The organism is Chryseobacterium sp. CS2K3, from assembly GCF_059515185.1.
On sequence record NZ_JCAKRW010000007.1, the window covers coordinates 119,448 to 135,173 of the forward strand.

Annotated in this window: 9 protein-coding genes; 5 read left to right on the top strand and 4 right to left on the bottom strand. The window is 33.6% G+C overall.

Going from position 1 to position 15,726, the window contains the following annotated elements:
- Nucleotides 1-79: 79 nt before the first annotated feature.
- The 4 genes from AC5YGG_RS13595 (at nt 80) to AC5YGG_RS13610 (ending at nt 5,359) form a co-directional block, all read left to right on the top strand.
- Nucleotides 80-790, top strand: a complete 711-nt coding sequence (locus AC5YGG_RS13595; protein WP_496145011.1) for a hypothetical protein — start codon at nt 80-82, stop codon at nt 788-790.
- Between the two features lie 436 nt (nt 791-1,226).
- Nucleotides 1,227-1,481, top strand: a complete 255-nt coding sequence (locus AC5YGG_RS13600) for a T9SS type A sorting domain-containing protein (protein WP_496145012.1) — start codon at nt 1,227-1,229, stop codon at nt 1,479-1,481.
- Between the two features lie 75 nt (nt 1,482-1,556).
- On the top strand, nt 1,557-3,425 hold the full coding sequence (locus AC5YGG_RS13605; RefSeq protein WP_496145013.1) for a T9SS type A sorting domain-containing protein: 1,869 nt from the start codon (nt 1,557-1,559) through the stop codon (nt 3,423-3,425).
- A gap of 74 nt (nt 3,426-3,499) precedes the next feature.
- Complete coding sequence (locus AC5YGG_RS13610) at nt 3,500-5,359, top strand: T9SS type A sorting domain-containing protein (protein ID WP_496145014.1); 1,860 nt, start codon at nt 3,500-3,502, stop codon at nt 5,357-5,359.
- An 84-nt stretch (nt 5,360-5,443) separates the two neighbouring features.
- On the opposite strand, the gene AC5YGG_RS13615 is transcribed toward AC5YGG_RS13610, so the two are convergent.
- The 4 genes from AC5YGG_RS13615 to AC5YGG_RS13630 form a co-directional block, all read right to left on the bottom strand.
- Nucleotides 5,444-6,250 carry a phospholipase D-like domain-containing protein gene (locus tag AC5YGG_RS13615; protein WP_496145015.1) on the bottom strand — a complete coding sequence of 269 codons (807 nt, stop codon included), beginning with the start codon at nt 6,248-6,250 and terminating at the stop codon, nt 5,444-5,446.
- Between the two features lie 630 nt (nt 6,251-6,880).
- Nucleotides 6,881-8,014, bottom strand: coding sequence for a hypothetical protein (locus AC5YGG_RS13620; RefSeq protein ID WP_496145016.1), 1,134 nt, complete (start codon nt 8,012-8,014; stop codon nt 6,881-6,883).
- 123 nt (nt 8,015-8,137) lie between these two features.
- Complete coding sequence (locus tag AC5YGG_RS13625) at nt 8,138-10,771, bottom strand: T9SS type A sorting domain-containing protein (RefSeq protein ID WP_496145017.1); 2,634 nt, start codon at nt 10,769-10,771, stop codon at nt 8,138-8,140.
- Between the two features lie 52 nt (nt 10,772-10,823).
- Complete coding sequence (locus tag AC5YGG_RS13630; RefSeq protein WP_496145018.1) at nt 10,824-12,596, bottom strand: beta strand repeat-containing protein; 1,773 nt, start codon at nt 12,594-12,596, stop codon at nt 10,824-10,826.
- A 1,307-nt stretch (nt 12,597-13,903) separates the two neighbouring features.
- Between AC5YGG_RS13630 and AC5YGG_RS13635 the strand changes: the two genes are divergently transcribed.
- Nucleotides 13,904-15,709 carry a tetratricopeptide repeat protein gene (locus tag AC5YGG_RS13635; protein WP_496145019.1) on the top strand — a complete coding sequence of 602 codons (1,806 nt, stop codon included), beginning with the start codon at nt 13,904-13,906 and terminating at the stop codon, nt 15,707-15,709.
- The last annotated feature ends 17 nt before the right edge of the window (nt 15,710-15,726 follow it).

Consider the following 15,726-nt stretch of genomic DNA (forward strand, 5'->3'; position numbering starts at 1 on the left):
TTTAAAATTTTGGATTAATATTAAAATAAAAAACAGGTTTAAAACTTTTTGTAATATTACTGCTTATTATAAGGATACAATGAAAAGAATACTACTATTATCTGTTTTTGTATTAATTATTTCCTGTAAGGGGCAAAAACAAGGGCAGCCTATTGGAGAGGGGGCGTTAAATCTTGAGAATTTTGACTTTAATACAGGAATTTCCACTTTGTTTCCTGAAAAAAATAAAGTTAAAACCTATGATAATGCATTTGAAATAAAAGTGAATGATTCGGAAACGTTTATGTTCCAAAAAGATACGACGTTTGTGTTCTCTGATGGCAGAAAACCTATTGGTTTTGAATATCGGCAGCTCAATTGGAGTTCAAGATATTCATTGGCTGATTTTCAGGAATATTCTTTTCAGAAAGTAAATATTGCCACTACGATGGATGGTAAGATAAAGATCATCGGAGCGGTAGCAGACGGAATATCATCGACAGATAATAATAAGCTTCTGAAATTATTGAATGCAAAGTACGGCATTCCTAAAAAATTAAACGGCAGCTGGAAGGACGGGTTGATTATTTTTGAATGGACTAAGAAAGACAGAATCATCAGATTTATAACTGTTCATGATAATGAAAATAGTACTTTGAAAATTGAAATTGATCCGGCAAAGGCAAAAATTACTGAAGGTAAAAAGAATCCACACCTTACAAGTTATTTGTTTATCATTAATCCGGCTTTTATGAATGAGGTTTTTGGAAAATTGAATACCGGGGATTTTGTGTATCTCGATAATGAATAGTATAAAATAATAGGACGTTATTATAAAAAATCGTTTTCAGGAATGGAAATGATTTTTTTATTTTTATTGTTGTTTATGATTAGGTATTTTTCATATTTATTTTTATAACATTTTTATTGGTATTTGTGTAATTGTTGCATTTCATGCTTATATTTTGTGAATTTTTTACTTTGATTTATTTGTAAAAAGCGAATAAAATTCACTTAATGTTTATTAGAATGAAAATAAATTAGTTTTAAGGATAATTGCAATATATGTAAAATAACATATAACTACGATAATTGCTATATTGTTGATATATGAGTTGTGTTTTGGTGATATTTTTCACGTATAAATGATTTTTGTGTTATTATTTTTATTATTTTTCAAATGAAAATTAATGCATTTTAATAACCATGAAAAACACCACTTATGTCACTAGACAGCGCGTCTTCGGATGGCTGTTACTCTGTTGGTTTCTCAGGCAGGAATACAGATTTACCCGAACCCAGTACAGGATGTTCTTCATATCAAAAGTAAAGATCCTTTGATTTCTTATGAAATTTATGGTGCAACAGGACAATCGGTAAAGCAAGGCAGTTTGGCTTCGGTAGAAGAGCAGTTGATATTATCCTCCCTTCAGACAGGAATTTATTATATCCGGCTTAAAACAAAATCAACAGTTATCACTGAGAAATTTATCAAAAAATAAACCTTTAATCCATTTATAATGCAGATGATGTTCCTCTAAAAGAGCACTGTCTTTTATAAAAAATAACTAAGAACTATGGGAAAACTTTACAATTTAAGCCGAATGTTACTCCTATTGCTGCCTGTATTATCTTTCAGCCAGAATTATCAGTGGCAATGGGCAAAACAGGTTGGCGGTGTTTTTGGCTCTCCGGATAGTTGGTTTGATTATTCATATGATGAATCCATACGTGATATCGCCGTGGATAATGACAATAATGTTTACTATCTCACAACAATTGGTAAACAGGACCAGAATCTGGATGGTATACCGGTTACCCATTATGGCGTTAGAGATCTGTTGCTTTTTTCTACCGATTGTCAGGGAAATATAAGATGGTCTACCACTATAGGAGGTTCCGGAAATAAAGAAAGTGCCTGGCATATTGAATTAGATAATAATGGCGGACTATATATACTGGCTACACTTTATAGTTTTGCAGATACTACCGACCCGAACGGTATTCCTATACATTTTGATGAGACTCATACTATACCTCCTTTTACCTATGTAGACACGGATACCACAGATCCCGGATATAAATCTGCTTATCTGCTGAAGTATAAAACATCCGACGGGAAGCTGACATGGAGCAAACCTTTACAGGGTGATGTAAGTTTTTTAAGTCGCTTTTGTGATATTCATATGACGTATATGGATTCTTCCAAAAATATACATTCTATTATGGGATTTAGAAAAGGAACTCATCTGAACAGGATGATCACAGTACCGGACAGCTATACTTCCTCTTATCAGTATTATCTGGTTAAATTTAATTATGATAACGGAAACATGACCGTTCAGCCACCATTATTGCTTCCGATTACAGGAGGAATAAGCGCGGCAGAACCGTTTGGACGTGTGAACCTGTTGTACGATGAAAACCTGAATCAGTATTATCTTGCCGGGAAAAGAATTTGGGGTGAGTATACCACTCAGTTTGAAGACTTCTCCTACAACAATATTCCATTTACAAAAAATGCTTACCTCTTGGCATTTAACGGAACTACCGGAGCCGAATTATGGAGGAAAGAATTTACAACCACAATGCCGGACTCAAAAGACGATGAAATACATTCCATCATAAAAGATACTTCTTCCTCTGATATTTATATTTCCGGACGATATTATGATCTTACTACTGATGTTACTTTTGGGAACTATACTTTTCCTTTACGTCCCTATGCAGGACAGACTCCTTTTGTAATGAGACTTGGTGCTGATGGCGTTGTAAAATGGGCAAAAATTCCTGATGGAATTACCTCTTTCGGTGGTTACAGAAGTTTGAAAGGAGTAATTGCTATTAACGGAAATGAAATTGGCTTTGCAAAAGGCAGCTGGAATGACATTTGGGGAGATTATGCCATGACGCGCCCCAATTCAGATCTGCAGGACCCTTTATTAGTGCGTTTCAATAAAGAAACTGGAGACGTAATAGGAACGGCTGAAATCCTTAGTGATTTTAAAAGAGAGGACGAGTTTACGGCAATTGCTGTAGATAGAGATGGAAATTATATCCTTGGAGGCTATTTTCATAATAATCTGTTTGTTGATCCCAATGATGGAGTCAATACAATGTCCGTCAACGTAATTGGTGGTGAATCCCAATCATTTTTTACAAAATATGCGAAGTCTGCATGCAGTCAGTTGTCTGTTATAGAAACCTCAGCTTCTCAGGCAGGAATACAGATTTATCCGAACCCTGTACAGGATGTTCTTCATATCAAAAGTAAGGATCCTTTGATTTCTTATGAAATTTATGGTGCAACAGGACAGTCAGTAAAGCAAGGCAGTTTGGTTTCGGTGGAAGAGCAGTTGATGTTATCTTCCCTTCAAACAGGGATTTATTATATTAAACTGACAACAAAATCGACTGTCGTAACAGAAAAAATAATCAAAAAGTAATACCATTTAAAAAATAATAACCCCTGTAATTTTACTTTTCGCACAAGTAATTTTATGAAAAACGAAATCAATGTATGAAACAAGTTAAAAAAAATATATCCCAGCTATTTCTTTTACTATTACCTGCATTATCCTTTAGCCAGAATTATCAATGGCAATGGGCAAAACAGGCAGGTGGAGTAAACGGTTCTGTTGATTACGGCTTCAATTATATGTATGATCAGTCTATCAAGGATATTGCGGTGGATAATAACAATAATATCTATTATCTGATGTCTATGAATGCTCAGAGTCAAAATGTAGATGGTACACCCGTTACCAATTATGGGCTCAGGGATTTATTCCTTTTTTCTACTGACTGTGCAGGTAATTTAAGATGGACAAGAGCAATCGGAGGATCACAGGACGGAGAATTTGGCTGGAATATAAAACTGGATAATAATGGAGGTCTGTATATCTTATCTACGATGTATAGTGCTGCGACAGTTGGAGATCCAACCGGTGTGCCTATCCATTTCGATGATACCCATATTATTCCACCTTTTACTTATGTTGATCAAACTACGGTAGATCCTAACCTGATATCATCTTACTTACTGAAATATAACACATCCAATGGTAATTTGATTTGGAATAAACCTTTACAGGGAAATGTTAGTGTTCAGACACGTATTACTGATTCTCATCTGATGTATATGGATTCCTCCAAAAATATTCATACCATTATAGGACTCAAAGCAGGAACTCATCTGAATGGGACTGTTACAGTACCTTCAACCTATATATGGGAGTATCAGTATTATTTGGTGAAGTTTAATTATGATAATGGGAATATGACTATGGCAACGCCACTTTTGTTGCCAATATCCGGCGGATTAGAGATGGGAACATTTAATGGTAAAACAAATTTAATTTATGATGAAAGTTTGAACCGATATTATCTGGAAGGAAACAGGCTTAACGGCAGTAGTGTGTTACAGAACTTTTCATATAATAATTCTCCCATTCTAAGAGGTTCATTTGTATTGGCATTTGATGGTACCACCGGTGCTGAAATATGGAGAAGAGAACTGAACTGCGGATATACAGAGCCGGATGAAGAAATTCAGTCCATTATAAAAGATCCTGGTTCTTCAGATCTTTATCTTTCAGGACACTATTTTAACGGAAAACCAGCTCCTGCTACCTTTGGAAACTATACCTTTCCTTCTAGAAGTTATAATGAAACTGTTCCATTCGTGATGAAAATTAATGCAGATGGAATTGTACAATGGGCAGCAACACCGGAAACAATGACGAATAATTACGGATTCCGTTTCGCAAAAGGGAGATTGGCACTTAATGGAAATGAGATTGCATTCGCAAAAGGAAGTCGCTCCGATGTTTGGGGAAATTATGCAATGGAAGCACTTGCTGATGCAGACCCGTTACTAGTACGTCTTAATAAAAATACTGGGGCGATAATAGGTACTCAGGAGATTCACAGCCAGCCTGGAAGCTGGGACGAATTTACAGCCATTACCACAGACCGTGATGGAAACTATATTCTGGGTGGATTCTTTCATCAAAATTTATTCACAGACCCTAGCGATGGACTGAATATGATGACTAAAAATGTTATTGGAAATAAATCTCAGGCTTTCTTTGCCAAATATGGAAAATCAGTATGCAGCCAGCTTTCCGTGGTAGAAATTTCGGCTTCTCAGGCTGGAATTCAATTGTATCCGAACCCTATACAGGATGTTCTACACATTAAAAGTAAAGATCCCTTAGTTTCTTATGAACTTTATGGCTCTACAGGACAATTAATAACACAAGGAAGTTTGTCTGCAATACAAGAAAAAATCAGTCTTTCTTCTCTTCAGGCAGGAATATATTACATTAAACTTACAACCAAATCGGCAGTTGTTACAGAGAAAATAATCAAAAAATAAGACCTTCGATAATAGTTACTTTAAAGATTCAGCGGGCTCCAAAGGAGCCCGCTGATGTTTTTATCAATAAATAAAATGCATTCATTAATACAATTCCTCACTGTAAATCTTTTTCCCAAGATAAAAAAGCTCATGCTTTCGTACATTGATATTATCCTCAAAAATATCATGAACAAAACTCACCAATTCATTCACTTTTTCCCTTTGCGTAATTCTGATACGAGATTCAAAATTGGTAGTAAAACCACTTTTAGTGTAGTTTAATGATCCCAGGTATGCCACTTTTCTATCAATTACATATATTTTTGAATGGATAAACTTACTGTCATAACGGCTGTTTCGGATATATTTAAAATTCAGTTTTTCAGAATAATGATACGTGTAGATTTCCATTTTTTCTACCACCGCTTTCATTTCCCAGCATTTGTAAAAACCAAAAAAAGATCCAAGAGAAATAAGTATTGCAAGAAAATTATTGGAATTTGTAAAATCATCTACCACGTGCATGCCGAAATAAATAAGGGAAAAAATTCCAAGACAGAACAAAGCAACAGAAGAGAAGAACAGCATATTTTTCTGGCTATCTCTTTTCTCTTTTTTCTTTACATCAGTTACTCTGTGCTGATGAATCAACTTCGTGAGAATCTCCCTGTATTGTTCCGGACGAAGATCACTGAAAGCCAGCCTTACATTGATATTTCTATTCTTTAATGCAATGAGATCATCCAACTTTACTTCATCGATATAAGGTGAGATAATTAAAACTTCCTCTTTTGCATTCAGAATATCATGATTCAATTGTGTTCCTGCATTTTGTCCTACGAAGACTTCAATGCCTTCACTAGGCTCTGTATCAATTCTAAAATAAAATCTTTTGTTCTCTTTAGACACTTTTATATTTCTTGGATTATATCCCGGTTTAAGCGGGCGTCAAATATACATTTTTCTTAAACAGTATTACCTGAAATGGAATTAGGTTTAATACTTTTTTACATCTCAAACTTACATCTCTTTTTAACTTACATTTTACGGTTTCCCGTAAATCAATACACTCCTTTCAGTATTTTAATATATTTGTGAAGAATAAACACCGCTTTTACCTCAACATCATCGTTGCAGATTAAAACCATCATAAAATACTCTATGCCTAAAATATTAAAACTAAGCCTTCTTGCTACTGCTATACATATTGCTATCACTATATCATTGTTTAAATATGATAAATTCCTGTATACCTATGACTTAGAAAACCTTGCAATATTTATCACTATTTTGTTCATTGCAACAGCTTTGATTTTAGCTATACAGTCAAGAAAGACTTTATTAGGCATTTTGCTGATCATTGCGAATAGTATTTGTTTAGTCTTCGGTCTTTTTCTCTGGTATTTTGCAGTCAATTATACTTTTAAGCTTTAGATGCTGTAATCTTTAAATCCATCTTGTGATGGACAATTTATGTTGGGATAAAAAAGGCTGTTACTCATTTATTGGAACAACCTTTTGATTATTAAGGATATGACGTTATTTTATAGTAATCGAATTTTTAAAGACTTCAAATAAAATATCCTCGTAAATATTTTCCCAATTGTACTGAGAAGCTGTAATTTCAAAACTGTAAGTACCGTTATTTTTATTTTCTATTTTCTGAATAGGAAGCAAAATATCTGCATTATTTTTAGCTATAACATACCCATTATTTTTATTAGATTCCAGCAACGTTTTCATTAGACTGTCACCTTCTTTGTTTTCCTTAAAACTAAACAGAATCTTATCTTTTTTCCGGTATTCCGCTGCCTGTTCTTCGGTAATTTGAGCTTGTCCTTTATAATTTAAATCATAAATAGCCTTTACAAACTTCATATTTTTAAATATAAACTCAGCTTCTGTTTTTTTTCCAGCATAGATATTCGTTGTATAGTCACTTCCTTTTGGAATAAAAGTAAAATAAGAAATACTATTTTCTGTAGATGAACATTCCTTCTCCAGCTCCTTAAAATGAGTTTTATAATTTATTTGTTCATCATTTGGAAAAGATAAAAACTGACCTTCAATAGACCCATCAGTTATTTTCTTTTTTCGCATGTATTCTTTAATGCATTTATAAATAGGATGAATCGTTTCATCGCCTGGAATAGGGTAGATGGATAAAATGTTTTCTTTCAGTATACGTTCACCGGATTTTCTTTCAGCATCCGTATTAAAATGAATGATAAATTCATTATAAGAAGGCTTTTCTAAGGTGAAATCATGAATGTTATTTCTCTGTAAAGAATTTTTTATAAATGAAACATCAAACGTTCTGTTAACAGCGTCTTGATACATTTCAATAATATTGGTTTTCACAATTTCAGGTTTCATGGTTTCCCATTCTTCCAGATCTTTTTTATTTAATTGATTCGCTTCCTTATCATTCTGCATCTTAGCACGCTCAATAAGTACTTTGCTAAAAATCGGAATGTAATTTTGATCAGTATTTTTATTCCACACAGAATCCGAATGGTCAAGAACCTGAGTAACTATTTCATTTTTAAAATTGCTTGTAATGAAATTGGAAAGAAAGTCTTTTTCATTGAATTTCACTTTCAAATCATATGCTCCGTTTTGTGAGTAGAGAAAACCGGATGTAAGAAATGAGATTAATAATATTTTTTTCATTTTATAAAAGTTTAATTTATGAATGATAGCTGAGATAATATTCTTTTATAATGTTTTGAAAACAATGGATATAAAAAGAGGCGCATCTAAGATGCTGCCTCTTATATTTATAGTAAGATCGAATTAGTTTACTATTAATTTGAATGATTTTGTAATACCATTAGCATTTACTTTTAAGATATAAAGACCAGCAGTAAGGGTATCCGTAGAAATTTTACCTCTTGCCTGGATATCTCCGGATTTTACAACAGCACCTTTAGAATCATAAATTACAAATTGCCCTTCTAATGCTTCAGTAGAACCGAAAGAAATATTTTCACCCGCTTTTACAGGATTAGGATAAATTTTAAGATCTCCCAATACTTGCTTTTCTTCTAATGGAGTAGCCATTAATTTTTTGAAAGAATTGGCTGCCATTTTTGCTGTAGCATAAGGTGATAGAGGAGAATTAGGTGCTCCAAAGACCGTCTTATTAGTATCCGCAGGGTTCTTTACAGAAGTATCCCTTGCATCCATGATACCATCATTATCTGCATCCACAATTGGAGTAATAAATCCGGCACCTATTAAATCCAGGTTTTGTTTTCCTATAGCATACAGGTCAAACGTATTAGAATTACTTGAAACATCTAAATAATCAGGAATACCATTACCATTCGTATCAGCTAAAGGATATTTCATTACCCCAGAATCCGGAGCTGTTTCTAAAATATCTGCAATACCATTATTTCCTACTGCAATATCAGAATCAATGACTCCATTTTTATCTTTATCAATAGTATTGATAACAGATAAAGGAATACCAGACTCAAAAAGATCTAAAATACCATCATTATCAGAATCTAAATCTCTATAATTAGGAACAGAATCTCCCAATGCAGCGATAAAGTTCAAATTACCTTCTTTATCATCATCTGTATATAATCCATTTTTATTAGTGTCTTCAACTGAATCCGGAATACCGTCATTATCAGAATCTTTGTCACATGAATCTTTCAAGCCATCACCATCTGAGTCAATAGAATTAGACTTGTCATTCACCTCGCTGCATTTTTCAGCACAGTCAGGAATACCATTTCCATTCGTATCAATAGCATCATTTCCACCAGGGCATTTATCATTACAATCCGGAACACCGTCACCATCAGAATCTACCTGTACAAATGAATTGTAGATATAATATTGTTCCCCTGTCCCAAGTGTTATTCCCGGAGCAACTGTAATTTTCATTCTGTCAAAAGGAGCAGGAGCTGTCATTGCTACCCAATACATATTGGATTGTGCTACGAAGAATTGACCACTAAACAGCTCGCCGGCAGATTTACTTCCTACCAGTGTTTCTCCTTTATAGAGATCAATAGTAACCATTCTTAAGAAATCAATGGATGCCAGCGTTGCACTTTTTATAACATTAAATCCTGCAAATGTTCCTTTCGGATATACTTTTCCTTCTGTATTTTTTACAGTAGCATAAGCTCTTGGAATAAGTATATTGATAGGTGCAATATTGATGGTAGCATAATTGTTTAGGTCAGTGTCAACTATTCTTGCAGGATTCTTAATATTGGTAAGATTTAGAAGTGGTAAGTTTCCGGATTGTCCGGTCCAGTTATAACCGGAAACAATATCACCTTTCTGAGAAGAACCTGATGTCTGAAGAAATTCATTACAGTTATTACATGTTGTTGGTTCCTCAAAGGCATAATACACCTTTAAAGTTCCCAAATTAAATCCAAAAGTCTGGTTTACTTTTAAACGGATTTCATTAAAAGGCTTTGTTGTTTTTAAAGAAATTTTCTGCTTAAAGCTACCAAAACTTAATGCCTTGATATTAATAAGCCCGCCACCGTCTAAAATTGTTTTGGAGTCCTGTAGCTTACCATAAAGATAAGTCTCAACAACCATATTTTTTAGAAATTCAGCAGATAAGATTTTACCCTGATCATCAGGTTCAATTACCCATCCGGCGTTTACCCCTGCAGGATATACCTGATCTTTGTCAAGAACGCCCACAGAATAAGAACCTAAAACCCCTATAGGTAAGAAAATTTTAGCAGCTGAGTTTTTATTACCATCAGCAAGATTTTGATGGTCAAAAATATACGAGAATGGTGCAGCAAGAGATCCTTTAGTATCTACAATCATTTCAGTTCCAGAACCTCCAATAATATCATCACAGATTTTATTATCTTCTACAGGAACCTTATTAGGATCAAATGCAAAGGCATAATATACATTCATCGTGCTAAATAAAGAAACTAATGTCGTTTGATATAATCTTACTTCATCAAAAGGCTTCGTGGTTTTTAAATGTAATAAATTAGTATTGTTTAACCCACCAAATGCAGGTACTGATACTAAAGATGCACTGTTCACCGAAACCTCCTGAAGCTGACCATTAAGATATGTTGCTATACGCAGTGAACTTAATAGCTCTGCAGTAATTAAACTTGTTCCGGTATCCACCTTGAATCCCGTTACATAGCCTGCCGGATAAACGATATTTTTATTTTTTACTGAAATACCATTTCCACTAATAAGGTTGGCAAAACTACCCATGCTTACCTTATTATTCAAATCTGCATCAATTAATGGAGTTAAGCTCCCATTATAGCATCCTAAGCAAATACCAGCCTGTCCCACCGGGCTTGCTTCAATACCTATTCCTCGAATAGGCGTGTATCCTTGTGCAAAAGCTTTTATAGAAAATGCTGTAAACACCAGGATAATCAAATTTGTAAAAAAGTTTTTTTTCATTCCCTTTGTATTTAAAAATTAATATTTAAAGAATTGTCTGAACAATTCTGAATTAGTATAAATTTTGCCAGCTAGAACCGTCACATCCCTGATGTTTTTTCAAAGCAGCATTATAGCGTATAGCTCCTTCACTGCTGGAATCACAGCTGGAGTTAGGCGCCTGAGGAACAATACGAATTGCGGTGCTCACTGTTAAGTCACTTTGAATAGCATTCGCATCAAATGTTGAAGGATCTACGTTAATACCAACTATGGTCTTACTGTTAGGAGAAGAGTGTCTAAAATAATGAACATCATTACTGTAAAGAGTATTAAATGATTTGCCTGATAGGGTACCAAAATTTCCCAGGATCATGCTTCCGGTTGTAGTTGCTCCTGTAATACTGTTCTGTCCACCCAAAATAAAACCAGCATTATTAGCTATGTTATTACGCCCAATAGTATATCCACTACCAATAGGATTGTCTAAAGTTCCATTATTGTCACCTATTACCATTGAAGTTTGATTGGTAAAGTTTGTTCCTCCAATTACAATGGAGTTTGCTGCTGGTACAGTATTATCATTTCCGAAAACAAATGTTCCCCCTTTAAATGAAATATCTGTATTGGCAGCAGATACGGTATTTCTAAGCCCTACAACAAAATTCTTCTGCCCGGATACTGTATTTCCATACCCTAAAGCCATTGAATAAGCTCCTGAATTTGTATTGTTTGTTCCGGCTGCATCATATCCTATTGCTATAGAGTTTGTAGATGATGCATTATTATTACTGCCAATAGCTACAGAGTTATTACCAATTGCATTATTACCCGCTCCTAAAGCCACTGATGAATTACCGCTTGCTGTATTATTGGTACCCCATGCAAGAGAATTTAATGTTCCGCCGCCTCCATTCAGAGAACCATCAGTTCCCAAAATAGCTTTGGTAATATTATTAGTGCCTAATGCTAGAGACTTGGCATCTTTAGTTCCTATATAGTTTGTAGACGTGGCTCCTAATGAACCTGCACCCGATGTAGCTGAATTTCCAGTCAATTTCCAGTCACTTGTATCTGCTGTCGCAGGAATACTGCTTACTACAGTAGCACCAAGAGTCCCCGTAACATTTCCGGCTACTCGGAGATTAGCTGAAGAAAAATAATTGGGAGCCGCTGCTGCACCTGAATTATTGCCAAAAATAGTATTAGCACCCGCATTGGTTAAACTAAAGTTTAGAACTGGTGTTGTGGTAGTCGTATTTTCAGTTGTTGTAAATAAAGGAACTAAATCTCCTGCCGAAAAATTAGTAACTGTTCCGGAAGTTGGAGTAGAAGGCGTCCAGTTTGTTCCGTTATAGATAAGAGTCTGCCCATTAGCTGGCGTTCCTGATACAGCAGAACCGTTTAATTGATTGGCATTCCATAAAGGAGCAGTATTATTCACCGTGAGTGTGGTATTGGCACCATTGATTACCGCTCCATTACCATTTACAACTGTAAGAGGGGTAGTTGCTGTAGCTGAACTTGCTCCCCCGGATGCCAGATTATTTCTATTGATACCTATTGTGGCATTACTTCCGGAAACAGATGCCGTAATGGGTGCTGTTGCGATAATATTATTTAATGTTCCGCCTCCTGTGGGAATTGTAGTCCAGGTACCTACACCATTGGCATCGGAAACTAATACTTTTCCGGAACCTGCATTGGAATTGTCTAATCTAAAAGTACCTTTGATGTGTAATGTTTCGGTAGGACTTGTAGTATTGATTCCTACATTACCTTTCTGTGCAGTAGCATTAGTAAAAGCTAATACCAAAACTGCAATCGTTAAAATATTTTTTTTCATAACTAAAAATGGTTTTTTATTTTTTTAAAGGTGTAAGTATCATTCTTGCATTTCTTACTGGGATAGTATGATGAATGTGTGTTTTAAATATGAGCGTTAAACTATGATCATGTGATTATTAATGGTTTTGAATCTCATAATACAGATCAGACAGATTCTGATATTTTTTATTTGAGATATGTAGAACCAAATAAATGTTTTAACAGAGTCTGTGAATTGAGTGCATGTTATAATTAAGTAGGATTGATAGCATCACAATTTTCTATGATCATTTATTAATCATGAGTAAATATGAGAAGCTTAATCATTGGAAACTTGTGTAACACAATATCTGATAGTTAGAATTACAGTTTCAGCTTAAATAATTATAACAAAAGACTATTCATGTCGTAGATTAAAATTCGGATACCTTAAATCTTTGTTTTAGTAATTAGAAAAAGATTGCATAGAAGTAGTGATGCAATATAGAGTCAGATATGAAGTAGCAATACCTGAAGGAAGAATGGAATTTTTTTTCATAACTTTTTGTTTTATTTTATCATTTGTAGTGCGAAAATAATACAAGAATAGGAAGTGTGGCTTTATTTATCATTAAATTATATGTACACCGTGCGCTGGTGTTATATACAATTTGTGTATATTTTAGTGTTAACTGATAGATTTGTGTTTTGATTATTGAATAAATTTATCGCTGTATTATATGAATTAGGATTGTTGAAGGTTTGGATAAATGTGATTTTTATAAATACACTGAAGAAGCATAAAGATATGCTCGGTTCTTTGATTTATTTTTAAAACTTTTGTTTCGTTGATCTCACATTTTGCTTTAAAAATTGTCTGGAAAAGAAAAGTATTTTAAGTTTTTTCATATAAATAATCCATCAAGGTTGAAAACGTATAAAATCATATTTTTTATAAGCATCTTAAAGCTTAAACTTAGGTGTAAACTTCATGGTAATTTTTAATCTACCCTATAAAACCTTACAAACAAGCGCTTGTAAGGTTTTACACTTTTATTGAATTAATTATTTGAATAATACATGTCGCCAAAGCCTTTCCTCGTTTCATTAATTGTTAAATAAAGGGAAATGTTACTAATTGTTATGTATACAAAATGTATACATGATAATTTGATTCATGAGTATTTTATTGATATTGAAGTGTTTATATTAGGTTTTTGAGGTGGTTTTTTGATTGTGGTGCATTGGTAGGAATAGGGTCAAAAACTAAAATATTTATCTAATTTTGACATCATAATTACGCATTATGTGTAATGATTTATATTTAAAAAAACACGAATCGGATTGATGAAAAGAAATGCTTTTTTCTTGGTAATTATATTATTCTTTGGATCAGGGATAATGTATGCTCAGAGTGATAAAGACAAAGATCAGCAGACTTTATATACACTGCTTTATGCCAAACAATATGCTCAGGCAAAAAAACTCATAGATGAGAAATTTCTCCAGACGAATGACAATTCCAGAAAATTAATAGGCTATGTATATTTAGTCAATTACTATTCTTTTTCAAATGATAATGAAACCAAGAAAGTTGAAGCATTAGAAAAAGCAAAAAAACTGGCTGGAAATTCTAAAAATGAACTTGATGATGCTTATGTAGAATTTGGGAATGCCCTATACTATGAAGCGCTCGAACTCAATGACCCTTTTGTAAAATCTGTTAATAAAAGTATTAATATTTTCAATAAATATTCAGACGAAAACTTCATGCTTTCGGTATTATATTTTATAAAATATCGTTTTATAAATCGAAACTATATTAATGTTGAAAATGAATATATTCAATCTGATATTATCCAGGGGAATAAATATGCCAAGAGGTCTGGAAATGCACTTTTAATCAATCACACCTATAATATTATGGCTTATTACTATCATAAAAAATTTTATGAAAATAAGACAAAGTCTCCTGATGAAAGAAAAAAGTTTCTCGATTCCGCAGGTATATATTATCAGAAATCCTACGAGTTTGCCCAGAAAGTCACGGAACCGGCGGCTCAAAAAAAAGCATTAGTTACTTATTTTTCAAACTATAGCAGCTTGCTTCTTGCTTTAACTCCTGTTGATAAGCAGAAATGTCTGGATATGTATAATAATGTTTTGAAATTAAGTTTAGGAGATACTCAACTGATCGACTTTACCTGTGGAGCTTATAATGATCTTGGATATTTATATGAAACAATGGGGGATTATAAATTATCGGAAATGTATTACCTAAAGGCTTATGATATTACTAATACATCTAATAATCTGGGATTGACTAATAAGATTGCTGTTTTTGATAATCTTTCAAGGCTGTATCAACAGATGGGACAGTATGGAAAAGCTTTGCATCTTGAAAGACGCGCCAGAAAAGAAACTGAGATGAGTATTGAAAAATTCGCAAACAGTACCAAATCACTCGACGTATTTTATCGCACAGAAAGAAAGAATCAGCTGATAAACCAGTTGGAAAAAGAAAAAAAATCCTTAGTCAGAGAAAATCTACTTTTTCTAGGAGTGACGTTAATTTCAATTATTGCGTTGATTTTCCTATTCCGTTTAACAAAATTCCGAAATAAACTAAGTAAACAAAAAAATGAATTACTGGAAGCTGAAAAACAGGAAACCCAATTGATATTACAATTAGAGAGAGAGGAAAAAGCCAGAATAAAAGCTGAGCAGGATTTACTTATGACCAATCAGGAAAGATTAAAGAAGATTGCGCTTACTACTTCCATGCGGCTGAATTATAAAACCAGTTTTATTAAAGATCTTAAGACCAAGATCAATGAAAAGCCTGATATTAAATTACAACAAATCCTAAAGGAAGATCAGTTAAATGATAATGATTTTTCAGAAATGGAAAATTTAATAGAAAATATTCACCCCGATTTTCATAAAAGGTTAAAAGAAGTTTCAAAAAGCAAGCTTTCCAATATGGACTTTAAATATGCGTCTTATTTATATCTTAATATGACTAATCAACAGATCGCCAATGTATTAAAAGTGGATTCTAATACGGTGCGTGTGACAAAATACAGATTAAAACAAAAAATAGGACTTGGTAAGGATGAGGATTTGCAGACTTATATTCAAAACTTAAACTAATTACAGGTTTCCAGTTT

What these genes read in the sequence shown, in the direction of transcription:
- AC5YGG_RS13630 (WP_496145018.1), bottom strand. Translation starts at nt 12,596, where the DNA reads ATGAAAAAAAATATTTTAACGATTGCAGTTTTGGTATTAGCTTTTACT.
- AC5YGG_RS13620 (WP_496145016.1), bottom strand. Translation starts at nt 8,014, where the DNA reads ATGAAAAAAATATTATTAATCTCATTTCTTACATCCGGTTTTCTCTAC.
- AC5YGG_RS13595 (WP_496145011.1), top strand. Translation starts at nt 80, where the DNA reads ATGAAAAGAATACTACTATTATCTGTTTTTGTATTAATTATTTCCTGT.
- AC5YGG_RS13625 (WP_496145017.1), bottom strand. Translation starts at nt 10,771, where the DNA reads ATGAAAAAAAACTTTTTTACAAATTTGATTATCCTGGTGTTTACAGCA.
- AC5YGG_RS13610 (WP_496145014.1), top strand. Translation starts at nt 3,500, where the DNA reads ATGAAACAAGTTAAAAAAAATATATCCCAGCTATTTCTTTTACTATTA.
- AC5YGG_RS13600 (WP_496145012.1), top strand. Translation starts at nt 1,227, where the DNA reads ATGGCTGTTACTCTGTTGGTTTCTCAGGCAGGAATACAGATTTACCCG.
- AC5YGG_RS13635 (WP_496145019.1), top strand. Translation starts at nt 13,904, where the DNA reads ATGAAAAGAAATGCTTTTTTCTTGGTAATTATATTATTCTTTGGATCA.
- AC5YGG_RS13605 (WP_496145013.1), top strand. Translation starts at nt 1,557, where the DNA reads ATGGGAAAACTTTACAATTTAAGCCGAATGTTACTCCTATTGCTGCCT.